Genomic DNA, 16,513 nt, shown 5'->3' on the forward strand with positions numbered 1-16,513 from the left:
TCAAAAACGAACGCACCCCCTTGGGCTTGCGGGTCTGCAGGTCTGCAGGTCTGTGTCTAGTAGGTCTGCGGGCCCGCGTCGGCCTGGTCGTCGGGGGCGCCGTCGGTGGCCACCAGGGAGGAGACTGACGGCATGGCGATCAGGAGCATGGCGATCAGGTGCAGGATCGCGCCGATGGAGAAGACTGCGATGCCGGTCCAGGCGTAGCTCAGGGCTACGTCGTCGCCGCTCTCGTCGCCGACCGCGCCGACGCCCAGGCCGATCACCACGATCGCGGGCATCTGGGCCACCAGGATGAGCATGCCCGCGCCGTACACGATGGTCCGCAGGATCCACCGGCCGGTCAGGCGGGTCAGCACCGTGCCGCCGAGCAGCAGGATCTGCATCACGGCTACCACGCCGGCCACGATCGTCGCGTAGGTCAGGCTGGTGGCCAGGTGGCCGGCGTCGCCGGACGCGGACAGCTCCCGCGGGGCGAACGTCATCAGGACCGCGGTGATCAGGGCCGCGAACACCGCCACCGCGAGCAGTGCGGCGGCCGCGGTCAGCAGGCCCCGGCCGAGTGGCTCCCGGTCCTCGTGGCGCCGCCAGGCGAGGTAGGTGCGGGCCGGCGTCAGCATCCAGAGGAATGCGGTAATGATGATCGGCAATATGTACAGTGCCGACGAGATCAGGATCAATACGATCAACATGAACTCGATGCCGACGGTGTGACCCTCGCTGGTCATCTGCTGCCACGCACCGAACGCCATCGCACCCGACAACGCGACCGCGAGCGGGCCGAACGTCCACAGCACCGCCCGTCCGCCGGGTCTGCCGTTCGCGACCCGGACCGCCGCCAACCCGACCAGCGACGGTACTGAGAGGACCAGTCCGGAGACGGCCAGCAGGATGATCACCTCACCGGGGGCGCTGGGTTCGGCGCCGATCCGGGGCATGAAGGCCAGCACCCCGAGAAGCGCCAGGAAACCCATCCACTGCACGACCGCCCCGGCGAGCGCCATCCACGAGACCCACGGCGCAAACCGAACAGCCGCCGACTCACCGACTTCGTCAAACGCCTCACCGCCAGGCCCAGCGAACGGCTCGCCAGCGGGCGGGGCAAAAGATCCGGCCGCGGGGCTGGCAACCGGTCCGGCCGCAGGCCCGCCGGGCGCTGGGGTTAAAGGGCCGGCGGGAGGCTGGGTGTAGGGGCTGGGGGATGGTCCGGCCGGAGGGTCGGTGGGGGGATCGGTGGGGGAGCCGGGATGCGTGGCCGGGAACATGGACACAGGGTAGGGTCCGAGGCCACAACTGAAGAAGCCGCGACTGCCGCCGCGGGAGAGCCCCCGTGAGGCACACGGGGCGCCGAAGGAGCAACTTCTCCCTCAGAATCTCTCAGGCTCACGTACCGCAGTGGTCAGGCGACTCTGGAAAGTCAGCCGTGAGGCTGCGCCCAAGGTGCAAGCCGTGATTCACGGCGAAGCTCTCAGGCCCCCATGACAGAGCGAGGGAGACTCAACCGCTGTCTGTCGCGAAGGAGCCTTCCATGGCCGTGTCCGTTTTCGATCTGTTCTCTGTCGGAATCGGCCCGTCGAGTTCGCATACGGTCGGCCCGATGCGTGCGGGTGCCATGTTCGCCCGTCGACTCGATGGGCGGGTGGTGAAGGTCCGGGCGGAGTTGTTCGGTTCGCTGGGGGCTACCGGGCATGGGCACGGCACTCCGCGGGCGGTGCTGCTGGGGCTGATGGGGGAGGCCCCGGAGACCGTCGACACGAGTCTTGAACCGCTGGTCAAGGACTTCGAGGTCGACATGGTGCTGCACCGGCGGCGGTCGCTGCCCGAGCACCCCAACGGGATGATCTTCACGGCTTTCGGCGCTGACGGTGCCGAGTTGCTGAGCAAGACCTATTTCTCGGTCGGCGGCGGGTTCGTGACGGGCGATGTCACTGCGGCGGCGGTACGCCCGGAGCAGCAGCCCGTTCCGTTCCCGTTCCTCTCCGGTGACGAACTGCTGGCGCTGACCCGCTCGACGGGCCTGTCGATCTCCCGCCTGATGCTGGCCAACGAGGTCGCCCGGCGCGGCGACGGGACTGTTCGGGATGCTGAGCAGCAGGTCAAGGACGGGCTGCTGGACATCTGGCGGGTGATGGACGAGTGCGTGGACGCGGGGCTGGACGCTGAGGGCGTACTCCCGGGCGGGTTGAAGGTTCGTCGCCGGGCCGCCTCGACCGCCCGGCAGTTGCGGGTCGCGGGGGAACCGGCCGCGCACGCCATGGAGTGGCTGACCGTCTATGCGATGGCGGTCAACGAGCAGAACGCGGCGGGTGGCCGGGTGGTCACCGCGCCGACGAACGGCGCGGCCGGCATCATCCCGGCGGTGGTGCGGTACTACCTGGAGTTCGTGCCGGGCGCCGGACCGGAGGGGGTGGCGCGGTTCCTGTTGGCGGCGGGTGCGATCGGGCTGCTGTTCAAGGAGAACGCGTCGATCTCCGGTGCCGAGGTGGGCTGTCAGGGTGAGGTGGGTTCGGCGTGCGCGATGGCGGCGGCGGGGCTGGCCGAGGTGCTGGGCGGCACGCCGGAGCAGGTGGAGAACGCGGCCGAGATCGGGATGGAGCACAACCTGGGTCTGACCTGCGATCCGGTCGGTGGCCTGGTGCAGATCCCGTGCATCGAGCGCAACGGGATGGGCGCGGTGAAGGCGGTCACCGCGGCCCGGATGGCGTTGCGTGGCGACGGCCGGCACCATGTCTCCCTCGACAAGGTCATCAAGACCATGAAGGAGACGGGTGCCGACATGAAGATCAAGTACAAGGAGACGTCCCGGGGTGGTCTGGCCGTCAACGTCATCGAGTGCTGACGGCCGGACCACCACGGGGTCAGGCGGGTTCGAAACCGGCGATGTGCAGGGCGAACGCGCGAATCGAGCCGGTGTCGGCGCTGGCGTTGTCGACGAACTTGACGGACCACGTGCCGTCGACCGCGGAGGCCCGCAGGGTCGACAGCGGCACGTCGGGCCGCCAGGTGCCGGTGAACGGTGCGCTCGCCGACGTCACCGACGAGAACGGGGCCGCGGCTCCGTCGTCGAAGACGACCTGGCACAGGTTGTTGCCGCCGCCGCCGTCCCGGGCGAACAGGGTCGCCGCCCGGCCGTCGGGGGCGGTCAAGGTGGCGACCAGGTCGCCGGCCCACGAATGGTCGAGGCCGACGGTGGTGGCGCCGGTGACCGTGGAACATTCGGTGCCGTCGATGGAGAAGGTGAGCGCCGACGCGTAACCGACTCCGCTGACGTCGACGGTGGCGGTCGCCCCGGTCGGGTCGTTGTCCGGGATCGGCACGACCGGTCCGGTGTAGGCGAAGTCCCGCACGGTGGTCGACGCCTGCCCGGTCGGCACGAGCACGGTGCTCGTGGTCGGTGACAGCACTCCGGCGAAGGTGGCCCGGACCGGCAGGGTGACCGGGCGGCCGAGCGGGTACCCGGCGTCCAGTTTCAGCGTGTAGTCCCGGGTCTTGGACGCGCCCGCGGCGATGCTGCCGTAGGACCGGGAACGCGGGGTGAGGACGGCTCCGGGATGGTCGGAGTCGACGACGACGCTGACGCCGGTGGCCGTACCGTCGCCGATGTTCTCCGCCGGCAGGGTGACCGTGCCCTGTTCGCCGGGTTCGAGGTAGGTGTCTCCGTCGCCGGTGGTCGGGGTGACCGTCGGGGTGCCGGGCCGGACCAGCGGCTGCGGGGTGGCGCCGGTGTTGCGCAGCAGCAGGTCGGCACGGATCACGCCGCTGCCGGTGCGGGTGTCGTATCCGGCCGGGGTCAGGTCGAGTGCGGTGCCGGTGAGCGCGGCCCGGATCTCGGCGTTGCTGAGTCCGGGGTTGCCGGACAGGGCGAGTGCGGCGATGGCGGCGGCGTGTGGTGCCGCGGCCGAGGTGCCGTAGAAGGTCTCGAAGTCGGGTACCGTGGTCGCCACCCCGTCGGCGGCGGTGATCTCCGGTTTGAGCCGCAGCGATCCACCTGTCGACGTGTAGTTCCCGGGCGTGATCGGGGTGCCGTCGGCCTGGTAGAACACTCGTCGCGGCCCGTCGGAGGTGAACCGTTCCGGCAACTGCTGGCGGGTGAAGACGTTCGGGTACGGGCCGGCCGGGTTCGGCGGGTCGCCGGTTTCGAGGGCGAACGGCAGCGGGTCCTTGGCCGGTGCGGCGGCGACCGAGAACGCGTTCACCGCGGCACTGTGCCCGCGGGTGACGCCCGGTGTGGAGAAGCCGGTGAAGCGGCCCCGGAAGACGGAGAGCTGCAGGTACCGGTCGTCGCCGGCGAATTTGACGACGGCCAGCCGCTGTCCGGTGCCGGCTCCGGTGGCGAGGATCTCGAACGGGTCGTCGTCGCCGTTCTGGGTGTCCTGGGAGAAGTCGGTGACGTTGCCGAGCGAGTTGAACAGGTACAGGTCGTAGTCGTTGGCCGAGCCGGTCAGCGGGTCGGCCCACCAGAGCGTGGTCACCCGGCCGGCGCTGTTCGGTGACAGCGTGTTGAAGATCTGGGTGCCCGGGCCGGGGTCGAAGTCGTGGGCGTCCCCGGCGAACTTGCCGACGCCGAGGCCGGAGTCGACGAAGTCGCCCTCCCAGTTGCCGGAGGTGCCGTCGAGGGTGTTGCCCTCGTTGCCGGCGGAGCTGAAGTAGTACGCGCCGTCAGCGGTCACCGCGTTGACCGACTGCGCCGGGAGCCCGTCCTGGAACGGGCTCTCGTGGTAGTAGACGACGTCGTCGACGATGATGTCGCAGTCGGCGGTGAACCGGAGCGCCCGGATGTTCTGCGCGAAGCTGATCTCGCTGGTGAAGGCGGTGGCGAAGCCCAGGCGGGCGTTCGGCACCAGGTCGTGGATGATCTCCAGCATGGCGGTGCCCTCGTCGCCGGAGCCCTCCTGACCGGGGAGCACGTCGACGTCGGCAGGCAGATCGCCGCTGGCCTGGGAGGCGGCGAGCGAGTCCACGCCGTCGGACAGGGCGCAGACCTTCACCCCGACTCCGGTCACCTTGTACTTCGTGCGGGCGGTGTCGGCGGCGTGGACCCGGTCACCTTCGGAGGTGGTCTGGCCGACGGCGACAGCGGCTTTCGCCACCCGTACCGCCGCATCGATCCTTTCGGCTTTGTCCTGTTTGTTGTCGAGCACCGGTCGCGGGGTCTGCCGGCCGGTGATCAGGCCGTGTCTGCGGTTGATCGCGGTGACGTCGGGCCAGGCCGCGATGGTCGGCAGGGCGGTCAGCGGCGCCTCCACCAGAACGGTGGAGGTGGACGGGAAACGGATCCCGGCGCCGGCCGCCCGCAGCCGGTTCAGCAGGTCGTCGCCGACCTTGGTGGCCCGGATCTCGACCTCGGTGGTGCCGGACTTGGAGACCTGGACGCCGGTCCGGAGATCAGGCAGCGCGGACGAGGTGCGCCTGCGGAGTTCCACGGCGAGGCGGCTGTCGAGTTTGCGTTCGGCCGGGGTCAGGGACTTCTTGAGCTGCTGAAGTGCGGCGATCTGCGTGTACGCGCGGGTCGCGGTGTCCTGGGGTGCCTTGGCGCCGGCAGCGGTCGCCGGGATGGTCAGAGCGGCGACTGTCACGGTCGCGATGGACATCCTGAATACGTTCAATGTCGTGCCCCCACTGACATCTATCGATTCGATGTCTGTGGATGCTATCGATCTGATGGGACATTGAACAGCACGAGGCCCCGGTCACCGACAGCGACCGGGGCCCGTGCGGGATCGTCAGCGGACCCGGTCCATCAGCCGCTGCCAGCGGCTACGCGGCTTGCGCGCCTCGGCGAGCTTGCGGCCGCCGATCACACTGCCCGCGGCGAGGGCGGCGAGTCCCAGGGCCGCCACGGAGGCGATGACGGGACGCTTGCGCGCCGTCGTGACCGGCGAGCCGTTCACGGAGTCCGCAGTCTCGGAGGCCGGCATGATCTTCGGCAGCGAACTGACACTGCTGTCGTAAGTGGTCATCGTAAAGGCCCTTCCGTTCGTTTCTCGGACGACCTCCACATGCCCACTGGGGAGCATCACTAACCACCGCCGGTTGCCAGGTTCTTCGCAGTTTTCCAAGCTCCGGGCCGGGTTATCGAAGAGGGCGTGATAGACGAGGAGATCTGCCCCGCCGAGCCCTGGCAGGTTCGCGAGACCCGCCTGGACACCGCCCTGCTGGCCCCGACCGAGTCGGTGTTCGCGCTGGCCAACGGTTACCTTGGCCTGCGCGGAAACCTGGACGAGGGTGAGCCGCACGAGATCTCCGGCACCTATTTGAGCTCGTATTACGAAGAACGGCCGCTGCCCTATCCGGAGGGTGGCTACGGCTATCCCGAACAGGGCGAGACCGTCGTGAACGTGACCGACGGAAAAATCATCCGGCTGACCGTCGACGACGAACAGTTCCACGTCGGACGTGGCGTCCTGCACTCCCACCAGCGTGTCCTCGACCTGCGGACCGGGCTGCTGCGCCGCGAGGTGGACTGGGAGTCACCGGCCGGCCGCCGGGTGCGGATCCGCAGCGAGCGCCTCGTCTCGTTCACTCAGCGGGCGGTCGCCGCGATCGTCTACGAGGTGGAGGCCGTCGACCGGCAGGTGCGGATCACGCTGCAGTCCGGGCTGGCCGCCAACGAGGAACAGGTGAAGGTCTCCGACGATCCGCGGGTGGCGGCGGCCCTCGAGGACCCCCTGGAGGCGGTCGAGCAGGACACCGAACAGCACGGTGCGGTCCTGCTGCACCGGACCCGCCGCAGCGGGCTGCTGATGGCCGCCGGGATGGACCACATCGTCGAGGCACCCGCCGCTTACCAGGAGGAGACCGACGTCCGCGAGGACTGGGCGAGGACGACGGTGGTCACCGTTCTCCCGCCCGGCGGGCGGCTGCGACTGATCAAATTCGTGGCGTACGGGTGGAGCACCTCGCGATCCACCGAAGCGCTGCGGGATCAGGTGGCCGCGGCCCTGAACACCGCCCGCTACGTCGGCTGGGACGGTCTCGCCGCCGAGCAGCGCGGCTACCTCGACGATTTCTGGGACGGCGCCGACGTGGAGGTCGACGGCGATCCGGCACTGCAGCAGGCGGTCCGGTTCGGGCTGTTCCACGTGCTGCAGGCCGGCGCGCGCACCGAACGGCAGGCGATCCCGGCGAAAGGACTGACCGGCCCGGGATACGACGGCCACGCGTTCTGGGACACCGAAGGCCATGTGCTGCCGCTGCTGGCCTACACCGCCCCGCGGGCCGCGGCCGACGCCCTGCGCTGGCGGCACACGATCCTGCCGCAGGCCCGGCAGCGGGCCGGAATGCTCGGCCTGTCCGGGGCGGCGTTCCCGTGGCGCACCATCGGCGGCTCGGAGTGTTCGGCGTACTGGCCGGCCGGCACCGCCGCCCTGCATCTGAACGCGGTGGTCGCGCTGGCCGTCGACCGCTACCGCCGGATCACCGGTGACACCGCCCTGGAGCCGGAGTGCGGCCTGGAGATCCTGGTGGAGACGGCTCGGCTCTGGGTGTCGCACGGCCACCACGACACCGCCGGGCGCTGGCACGTCGACGGCGTGACCGGCCCGGACGAGTACAGCGCCGTCGCCGACGACAACGTCTTCACCAACCTGATGGCCGCCCGGAACCTGCGGGCCGCCGCCGACGCCTGCGCCCGGCATCCGGAACTGGCGGCCCGGCTCGGAGTCGCAACCGACGAACCGGAGAACTGGCGGGCCTGCGCGAAGACCGTGCACATCCCGTACGACGAAAGCCTCGGTGTGCACCCGCAGTCGGAGGGTTTCACCCGGTACGCCGCCTGGCCGTTTCCGGACGAGCGGGCCGACGGTCCGCTGATGCTGCGGGCCCCGTACTTCCAGCTCTACCGCCGGCAGGTCTGCAAACAGGCCGACCTGGTCCTGGCCATGCACTGGTGCCCGGACGCGTTCACGCCCGAGCAGAAGGCCCGCAACGTCGACTACTACGAGCGGATCACCGTGCGGGACTCGTCGCTGTCGGCCTGCACCCAGGCAGTGATGTGCGCGGAGGTCGGCCACCTCGAACTCGCCCACGACTACGCCTGGGAAGCCGCCATGGTCGACCTGCGTGACCTGCACGGCAACACCCGTGACGGCCTGCACATCGCCTCTCTCGCCGGCGCGTGGTCGGCGCTCGTCGAAGGGTTCGGCGGGCTCCGGGAGTGCGAGACCGGCCCGGCCGAGATCGAGCTGGCGCCCCGGTTGCCGTCCGGCATCACCCGGATGCGGTTCAACCTGCGGTATCGCGGCCGGCGCCTGTGGGTGGAAGCCGATCATCAGAGCACCCGGGTCGGCTTACGGGACCGAGACGGCGGACGGCTGCCGATCCTGTTGTACGGTGATCAGGTCGAGGTCGGCATGGACGAACCGGTCACTCGCCCCGTCGTACGGCTGGATCCGTTGTTGCCGGTGCCGCAGCAACCACCCGGTTACGCGCCGCGCCGGCGCGGAGAGCGCCCGTGACGCCGGAGATGCCCGCCACCGTGGCGCGGGAAGGAGCGTGCCCCGCCGGTGGACACCCATTCCGCTCACGATTCGGCCATCGCCCAGGCCTACCTCCTGATCGAGGTCGCGCAGAGTGACCACGACGCTGCCCGGGTCGAGGCCGCCGACCGCGAGGCGGCTGCGCACGGCTGGGACGACGTGCGGTTCCTGCTGCACTGGACCCGGTCGCTGGACTGCCTCGAAAAGGACACCGACGACACCGTCCACGTCGACGCGATGGCCGACACCGCGGCCCGGATCGGTGACCCGGCCCTGCTCGCGCTGGTGGCCGCGGTGCGGGCCGCCCGGCAGGGCCGGCGCCGGCATCTCACGGCCATCGGTCAGTCGACGTCGGCCTTCCTGGTCGAGGCGATCGTCCAACTCGACGAGAACGATCCGCCGAGCCTCGTGCCGCACCGGGCCGCCGCGATGATCGAAGTCGGTGTCGTCGCCCACGACCTGGGTTTCTGGGAGCTGGCGCTGGAGTTCTACGAGCGGACCGAACGGGAACTCGGCACCGATCACGCCGCGCCCTGGTCGAACACCACGTCCCTGCAGGCTCGGGTCGTGGTGATCAACAAGGACGACCTCATCCTCGACTGGGCCTGCCGTCTCGCCACCCTCGGTGACTGGGCGGAGGCCGCGGCCCGGGCCCGGACCGCGCTGGGCGGTGGCGACCCGACCGGGCCCGGATGGCCGGCGAGCTGGATCGAGCAGTTCCATGCCGCCCGGGCGCTGTTGTGCGCCCTGTCCGGGGAACCCGGGCCGGATGTCGAGGACGGGTTCGGCGCGATGAGTTCCGCGATCCGGGCCGCTCGCGCCGGTGACGCCCGGCGTGCTGCCGACCTGGCCGAGGCGTCCGACGAACAGTCCTGGCCCTACACGGCGATCGGCGCCCATCTGCTGCGACTGTGCCTGATGGCGAAACGGCCCGGAACCAACCCCGCGGCGATCCGGTACGCCGACGAAATGTCCGTCCTGCGGTGGAACGACCGCATCGACCGGCTGGCCGGGGTCCGCGACGCCATCGCCGGTTCCCGCCGCCGCCGCGAACACGAGAAGCTCCGTCGCGACCTGGTGATCGACGAGCTGACCGGGCTGGCGAACCGCCGCGGCTACCAGGCGTACCTGGCGGCTGTCGACGGCCCTGAGGAGGCCGGCGACTACGCCGTCATGATGATCGACGTCGACCACTTCAAAGCCGTCAACGACGGGTTCGGTCACGACATCGGCGACGTGGTCCTGGCCCGGCTCGGTCATATCCTGGCCGCCCACGTCCGCCAGATCGACCTGGCCGCCCGTCTCGGCGGCGACGAGTTCGTGGTGATCCTCGCCGAGGTTCAGCCGGGCGTGGCGACGGTCCGGGCTCAGCAGATCCTGGACGCGGTCCGCTCCCACCCCTGGCACGACACCGCCGAGGGCCTGGCGGTCTCGGTCAGCATCGGCGTTCACCACGGCAGCCGCCGCGAACTGCCGACCCTGCTCACCGACGCCGATCGTGGTCTCTACCAGGCCAAACACGAAGGTCGCGGCCAGGTCGCCACGGTCTCCTGACTCGGTGGCGTAAACGGCATTGTTTGGCACATATGGGACACTCGGCGGTAGCGAGACTGATCTCTCGCGAACCGACAGAAAGGTGACCACATGAAGATCGTCGCCATCGCCCTGGCCCTGGCGCTGACGCCGGCCGCGGCTCAGGCATCCCCGAGCGCGAACTGGGAGAGCCGGGTGCAGACGGCCGCACCAGCGGCGGTCCAGAACGCCATCGACATCGAGGAGTCGCCGCGTTTCAAGATCCGCAATGTGCGGATCGACGGCCAGAGCGATGTGGTGAAGGTCAAGAAGGGCGGCTCCTACCGCGTCAGTCTCGACGTGCTGCACGACTGCTCGATCTGCGGCAACGCCGTCAACCAGGTGATCGTCGGCCTGGCCGGCCAGGACCGGGCCCAGGTCTCGGTGTGGAACGGCAAGCAGCGCAGCGGCGGCGGTGCGAAGACGGTGAACGGTGCCGTCGCGGAGGACAACCCCGGCGCGGCGCAGTGGGTGACCGTGGAGTTCGACCTCGTCGTCCCCGCGGAACTCGGCGCCTACCCGATCCGGGCCCGCTACGCCCAGGCGTACAAGGGCCGGCTGCTGACCGCCGAGGGCCGGGCGATCCCGCAGCAGGAGTACCCGGAGACGCTGGGCTGGTGGAAGGTCGACCGGCCGACCGGGCCCGACGCGAAGTCGACAATCGGTTACATCATCGTCGTACCGTGACCTTCGTCTTGTGACATGAAGATCGGCCCCGGCTTCGAAAAAGCCGGGGCCGATCTTTTATCTGCTTCAGGCCAGGTCGAAGCGGTCGTTCTCCATGACCTTGACCCACGCGGCGACGAAGTCGGTGACGAACTTCTCGCCCGCGTCCGAGCTGGCGTAGACCTCGGACAGGGCCCGCAGCTGCGAGTTCGAGCCGAAGATCAGGTCGACCGCGGTGGCGGTCCACTTCAGCTCGTCGGTGACGGCGTCCCGGATCTCGTACACGTGCTCGTCCGCCGCCGCCTTCCAGCGGGTGCCGGGGGAGAGCAGGTTGGCGAAGAAGTCGCCGGTCAGGACGCCCTTCTTGGCAGTGAGCACACCGTGCGCGCTGCCACCGGCGTTGTTGCCGAGCACGCGCAGGCCACCGACCAGCACGGTCATCTCCGGCGCGGTCAGGTCCAGCAGGTAGGCGCGCTCGACGAGCAGCGTCTCCGGCTGGGCCTTCTCACCCGGGCGCAGGTAGTTACGGAAACCGTCGGCGCGGGGCTCCAGAACCTTGAACGACTCGACGTCGGTCTGCTCCTGGGTGGCGTCGGTGCGGCCGGCCCGGAACGGGACGGTCACCTTGACACCGGCGTCGGCGGCGGCCTTCTCGACGGCTGCCGATCCGGCCAGCACGATCAGGTCGGCGAGCGAGATCTGCGCACCACCGGCGGCGTTGAACTCGCGCTGGATGCTCTCCAGGGCGTCGATCGTCGCGATGACCGGCTGGTTGACCTCCCAGCTGCGCTGCGGCTCGAGGCGGATGCGAGCACCGTTGGCGCCACCACGCTTGTCGGTGGAGCGGAACGACGCGGCCGACGCCCAGGCCGCCGACACCAGGTCAGCGGTGCTCAGGCCGGAGTCCAGGACCTTCGCCTTGAGCGCGGTGACGTCGGCGTCGCCGACCAGCGCACCCTCGACGGCCGGAACCGGGTCCTGCCAGAGCTGCGCCTCCGGCACCCACGGGCCGAGGAAACGGTCGACCGGGCCCATGTCACGGTGCAGCAGCTTGTACCAGGCCTTGGCGAACGCGAGAGCGAACTCGTCCGGGTTCTCCAGGAACCGGCGGGAGATCTTCTCGTACGCCGGGTCGACACGCAGCGACAGGTCGGTCGTCAGCATCGTCGGCAGGTGCTTCTTCGACGCGTCGTGCGCGTCCGGGATGATCGCCTCGGCGTTCTTGGCGGTCCACTGCTTCGCGCCTGCGGGGCTGGTGGTCAGCTCCCACTCGTACCCGAAGAGGATCTCGAAGAACCGGTTGCTCCACTGCGTCGGCTTGTCGGTCCAGGTGACCTCGAGGCCGGAGGTGATGGTGTCGCCACCCTTGCCGGAGGCGTGGGTGCTCAGCCAGCCGAGGCCCTGGGCCTCGATCGGGGCGCCCTCGGGCTCGGCACCGACGTGACCGTCGGCCGGAGCGGCACCGTGGGTCTTGCCGAAGGTGTGACCACCGGCGATGAGGGCGACGGTCTCCTCGTCGTTCATCGCCATCCGGCGGAACGTCTCCCGGATGAACCAGGCGGCGGCCTTCGGGTCGGCGCTGCCCCGCGGGCCCTCGGGGTTGACGTAGATCAGGCCCATCTCGGCGGCGCCGACCTCGTCGGTCAGCTCCTCGTCGGCGAGGTAGCGGGCGTCACCCAGCCACGCCTCCTCGAGACCCCAGATGATCTCCTCGGGCTCCCACACGTCCTCGCGGCCGAAACCGAAACCGAACGTCTTGAAGCCCATCGACTCCAGGGCCACGTTGCCGGCGAGCACCAGCAGGTCGGCCCAGGAGACGCGCTGGCCGTACTTGGCCTTGACCGGCCAGAGCAGACGACGGGCCTTGTCCAGGTTGGCGTTGTCCGGCCAGCTGTTCAGCGGGGCGAAACGCTGCCCGCCGTCACCGGCGCCACCGCGGCCGTCGTGGATCCGGTAGGTGCCCGCCGCGTGCCAGCTCAGACGGATCATCAGACCGCCGTAGTGACCGAAGTCGGCCGGCCACCAGTCCTGCGAGGTGGTCAGCACGGTGACGATGTCGGCCTTGAGCGCCTCGACGTCGAGCTTCTCGAACTCGGTCGCGTAGTCGAAGTCGGGTCCCAGCGGGTTGCCCTTCGACGAGTGCGCGTGCAGCACCGACAGGTCGAGCTGGTTGGGCCACCAGTCCTTGTTGCTGCGCGGGCGGCCACCGGTCTTCGGGGTCGGCGCGTCGATCGCCGGGTTCTCGCTCTCGCTGCCGCTCGCCGTCACCGAGTCGTGCGCCACCGGGCAGCCGCTCTGCTTCGGGTCTTGATTGTCGCTCATTGATTTCCTTCCGAACTGTGCCGGTTCGATTCAGGGGAGGTGGTGCTCACGCAGTCGGGGCAGGCGCCCCAATAGACGACCTCTGCCTCGTCGACCACGAACCCGTGATCGTCGGAGGCGGTGAGACAGGGGGTTTGACCAGTGGCACAGTCGACGTCGGCGATGGCACCGCACGAGCGGCACACGACATGGTGATGGTTGTCGCCCACCCGCATCTCGTACCGTGCGGTCGCTCCGGCGGGCTGGATGCGCCGCACCAGACCGGTGTCGGTGAGCGCCCGCAGAACATCGTAAACCGCCTGGTGGGACACGGTGGGGAGATCCGCTCGCACCAGGGCGAGCACCGTGTCGGTGTCGACGTGCGGGTGTCCGCTGAGTGCGTCGAGCACCGCAAGCCGGGGCCGGGTCACGCGCAGCGAGACCGCCCGCAGCTGTGACTCGAAGTCGGCCGTCATGCCGCAGACCTTAGCGCGCTTTTCTGGAATAGTTCCAATTTACGCGCCGGTCCGGCTCGATCAAGTGAGAAAGACCGCAGCGATGATCATGACGAGCGCGGAGGCGAGCGTGGACAGCACGATCACGTCCCGGGCGAGGGTCTCCGACTGGCGGTAGCGCAACGCGAACACGAACACGTTCTGGGCCGTCGGCAGAGCCGACGTGATCACCGCGGCGAAGATCTGTTCTTCGGTCAGACCCAGGACGAACTTCCCGATGGTGTACGCCAGCAAAGGCTGAACCACGATCTTCAGTGTCACCGCGAGGTACCGATCCGGCGACTCCGGCCCCGCCCGCAACGGCCGCGCACCCGGCAGCGACATCCCGAAAGCCAGCAGCGCGGCAGGCACCGCGGCCGCCCCCACCAGCGCGAACGGCTCCAGCAGCAGCGCCGGGGGAGTCCACCCGGACACCGCCACCGCGATCCCGGCCGCTGAGGCGATCATCAGCGGGTTCCGGGCCGGCAACAGCGCCAGCTGCTTCGGCGACGGCCGCCCCTGCCCGCTGGCCAGATCCAGAACGGTCAGCGCGACCGGCGCGTACAGCAGCACCTGGAACAGCAGCACCGGCACCACCAGGGAGACGTCACCGAGCACGTACGCCGCGATGGCCAGACCCAGATTCCCGGCATTGACGTACGACGCACCCAGCGCCCCGATCGTCGCCCGCGCCGTGTCCCGCTTCCACAAAAGCTTCGCGACCAGCGCGTACACCACCGCCACCAGCACCGTCGACGCCACGAACGCGACAAGTGACCCGGTCAGGATCCGGTCCAGACTGGTCCGGCTCAACGTCACGAACAACAGCGCCGGAGTCGCCACCGAGAACACCAGCCGCCCGAGCACCCGCGGGGCGTCGTCGCCGAGCACCCGGGCCCGCGCCAGCACGTACCCCAGCGCGGAGATCAGCCAGATGGTGGTGAAACCGCTCAGAACCGCACCCATTCAGGTGATCATGCCCGGCGACCTTGAGCGCCCGTCGTCTACCCTCGGGGAGCTTTCGGGAGACCTATCAGTGACGGGGAAGAATTCCATGCTGCGACGCCTGCCCGTGACGGCAGCGGTGATGACGGTTCTCGCCTTGACGGCGGGATGCACCACCGACACCGGCGGAACACCGGCCGAGGCTGCGACACCCACACCGTCGGCGACCACCGACCCGGACAGCTTCGTCGGCGTGGTCCGGGCCCAGCTGCCCGAGATCGCCGAGGGCCGCACCGACCGGCAGATCCAGGCCATCGCCGACACCGCGTGCACCGGCCTGGCCGCCGGCGAGTCCGGTGACACCATCGTCGACACCACCCGAACCCTGGGTACCGCCGACGCCGAGGCCACCGACCACGCCACCGCCCGCGAACTGATCAAACTGGCGATCGACACGACCTGCCTGCCCCAGGCCCCGCGCGTCGACGAGTTCTAGCCGCCCGGTGACGGTGACGGCAGAGGGCCGCGGTCGACGAAACTGAACGAGGTCAGCGGCGGTGCGTCGGGGGTCACCTCGACGAAGAAGGTCCTCGTGTCCTCGCTCCACTGCAGGACGCCGAAGGACTCGTTGCTGATCGTGTAGGTCGGCCGGCCCTGATCGTCGTGCTGCCCGGTCGACGATGCCCGGAACAGGGTGGCGTCGGTGGGTGAACACTCGGCGGTCACGACCGTGGCCGACCCGGCCGGGTTGAACCGGATCCCGAGGCAGGGCTCCGTGGTGTCCGGATCGCTCAGGTACCGGATCATGAACTCGACACCGACCGGGATCACCGCGAACTCCGACTTCGGCCCGGTGCCGTCGCCCGCCAGCAACTCGGTGTAGTGCGACTCCATCGCCAGGTCACGGTCGATCTCGGCGACGTGGATCAGCGTCTTGTGCCTGCCGCGCAGGATCGCCTGGGTCTTCTGCTCGACGGTCAGCGACTGCGTCACCACCGGGATCGCCGGGGACGCGCCCGCCGACGGCCCGGTGCCCGCGGCCTGCTCGGCGCCGTGCGGCAGCAGCCGGATCGCGGTTCCCGCGCCGGCCGCGGCCACCACGGCGACCATCGTGGCGAGCAGCACCGCCGTACGGCCGAATCGGGGTTTGGCAGCGACCACCGGCTCCACCGGATCAATCACCACCCGCTCCACCGGGGCAGCGGCCACGGCTGGGCGCTGGGTGGCCCCGGCCAGCAGCAGATCCAGCAGCTCACGGGCAGTCGGACGGTCGTCCGGCTCCTTGGCCAGCGCCCACGCGACCACACCGGCGAGGGATTCCGGCACCCCGGCCAGGTCGGGTTCCTGGGTGAGGATCCGCATCGCGGTGGCCGCCGCCGACTCGCCCGCGAACGGGGTCCGCCCGGTCGCCGCGAACGCCACCACCGCACCCCAGGCGAAGATGTCGGCCGCCGCCGTCACCGGCCGCCCGCCCACCGGGTCGTAGCGTTCCGGCGCCATGTAGGCGACGGTCCCGACCATCTGATCGGTACGGGTGTGCTGGCTCGTCGCCTCGAACGCCCGCGCGATCCCGAAGTCGATCACCTTGATGCCGCCGCGCGCGAACAGCACGTTGCCCGGTTTCAGATCCCGGTGGATCACGCCCGCGCCGTGGATCGCGGTCAGCGCCGTGGCGATCCCCACCGCCACCCCGTGCAGTGCGGCCCCCGGCAGTGGGCCCTTCTCCTTCACCTCGGCGGCCAGGCTGGGCCCGTCCACGTACTCGACCACCAGGTACGGCGGCTCATGATCCGGATCGGCGTCCAGCACCTCGGCCGTCGAGAACGGCGGCACCTGTTTCGCCCGGTTCACCTCACTGCGGAACCGGCCCCGGAACTCGGTCTCATGCGCGAACTCGCTGCGCACCATCTTGATCGCGACCAGCCGCCCGTCCGGCCCCCGTCCCAGATAGACGGTGCCCATGCCGCCCTCGCCGAGCCGTCCGACCAGCTCATAGCGGCCCAGTTCGGTCGGATCGCCCGCGCGCAGCGGCATACTCATGAGTCTTCGTCCCTTCCG

At 69.9% G+C, this 16,513-nt stretch carries 12 protein-coding genes and 2 riboswitches; of the genes, 5 read left to right on the forward strand and 7 right to left on the reverse strand.

Annotated features, from left to right (window positions below; translation table 11 throughout):
* Positions 1-56 precede the first annotated feature (56 nt).
* Positions 57-1,004, reverse strand: a complete 948-nt coding sequence (locus tag BLU81_RS05520) for a hypothetical protein (RefSeq protein WP_092542223.1) — start codon at positions 1,002-1,004, stop codon at positions 57-59.
* 303 nt (positions 1,005-1,307) lie between these two features.
* Positions 1,308-1,403: riboswitch (glycine riboswitch) on the forward strand.
* A gap of 4 nt (positions 1,404-1,407) precedes the next feature.
* Positions 1,408-1,487, forward strand: a riboswitch (glycine riboswitch).
* Between the two features lie 41 nt (positions 1,488-1,528).
* Here BLU81_RS05520 and BLU81_RS05525 point away from each other — a divergent pair.
* Positions 1,529-2,839 carry an L-serine ammonia-lyase gene (locus BLU81_RS05525; protein ID WP_092542225.1) on the forward strand — a complete coding sequence of 437 codons (1,311 nt, stop codon included), beginning with the start codon at positions 1,529-1,531 and terminating at the stop codon, positions 2,837-2,839.
* A gap of 19 nt (positions 2,840-2,858) precedes the next feature.
* Here the strand turns inward: BLU81_RS05525 and BLU81_RS05530 are convergent, their stop codons facing one another.
* Entirely contained in the window at positions 2,859-5,591 is a 2,733-nt protein-coding gene (locus BLU81_RS05530) for a S8 family serine peptidase (protein ID WP_092542227.1), read from the reverse strand.
* A 132-nt stretch (positions 5,592-5,723) separates the two neighbouring features.
* Positions 5,724-5,960, reverse strand: coding sequence for a hypothetical protein (locus BLU81_RS05535; protein WP_092542229.1), 237 nt, complete (start codon positions 5,958-5,960; stop codon positions 5,724-5,726).
* Positions 5,961-6,086: 126 nt separating this feature from the next.
* On the opposite strand from BLU81_RS05535, the gene BLU81_RS05540 reads away from it, so the two are divergent.
* The 3 genes from BLU81_RS05540 to BLU81_RS05550 all read left to right on the forward strand — a co-directional run bounded on the left by BLU81_RS05540 (position 6,087) and on the right by BLU81_RS05550 (position 10,736).
* Positions 6,087-8,456, forward strand: coding sequence for a glycoside hydrolase family 65 protein (locus BLU81_RS05540; RefSeq protein WP_092542231.1), 2,370 nt, complete (start codon positions 6,087-6,089; stop codon positions 8,454-8,456).
* A gap of 48 nt (positions 8,457-8,504) precedes the next feature.
* Positions 8,505-10,031, forward strand: a complete 1,527-nt coding sequence (locus BLU81_RS05545) for a GGDEF domain-containing protein (protein WP_092542233.1) — start codon at positions 8,505-8,507, stop codon at positions 10,029-10,031.
* Positions 10,032-10,121: 90 nt separating this feature from the next.
* Positions 10,122-10,736 carry a hypothetical protein gene (locus BLU81_RS05550; protein WP_197686126.1) on the forward strand — a complete coding sequence of 205 codons (615 nt, stop codon included), beginning with the start codon at positions 10,122-10,124 and terminating at the stop codon, positions 10,734-10,736.
* Between the two features lie 66 nt (positions 10,737-10,802).
* On the opposite strand, the gene katG is transcribed toward BLU81_RS05550, so the two are convergent.
* Genes katG through BLU81_RS05565 form a run of 3 tightly spaced genes read right to left on the reverse strand, consistent with a single transcriptional unit; the run spans position 10,803 to position 14,476 of the window.
* A complete protein-coding gene (gene katG / locus BLU81_RS05555) occupies positions 10,803-13,037 on the reverse strand; it encodes a catalase/peroxidase HPI (RefSeq protein WP_092542235.1) in 2,235 nt (744 codons plus the stop codon).
* Entirely contained in the window at positions 13,034-13,492 is a 459-nt protein-coding gene (locus tag BLU81_RS05560) for a Fur family transcriptional regulator (RefSeq protein ID WP_092542237.1), read from the reverse strand. The genes katG and BLU81_RS05560 overlap by 4 nt, the downstream gene beginning before the upstream one ends.
* A gap of 60 nt (positions 13,493-13,552) precedes the next feature.
* Positions 13,553-14,476: an AEC family transporter gene (locus BLU81_RS05565; protein ID WP_092542239.1), complete on the reverse strand. Its 924-nt coding sequence runs from the start codon at positions 14,474-14,476 to the stop codon at positions 13,553-13,555.
* Between the two features lie 88 nt (positions 14,477-14,564).
* Here BLU81_RS05565 and BLU81_RS05570 point away from each other — a divergent pair, with 88 nt between their 5' ends.
* On the forward strand, positions 14,565-14,951 hold the full coding sequence (locus tag BLU81_RS05570; RefSeq protein ID WP_092542241.1) for a hypothetical protein: 387 nt from the start codon (positions 14,565-14,567) through the stop codon (positions 14,949-14,951).
* Here BLU81_RS05570 and BLU81_RS05575 read toward each other — a convergent pair.
* A complete protein-coding gene (locus BLU81_RS05575) occupies positions 14,948-16,495 on the reverse strand; it encodes a serine/threonine protein kinase (RefSeq protein ID WP_092542243.1) in 1,548 nt (515 codons plus the stop codon). The genes BLU81_RS05570 and BLU81_RS05575 overlap by 4 nt on opposite strands.
* Positions 16,496-16,513 lie beyond the last annotated feature (18 nt).

This window comes from Actinoplanes derwentensis (genome assembly GCF_900104725.1).
Classification (GTDB): domain Bacteria; phylum Actinomycetota; class Actinomycetes; order Mycobacteriales; family Micromonosporaceae; genus Actinoplanes; species Actinoplanes derwentensis.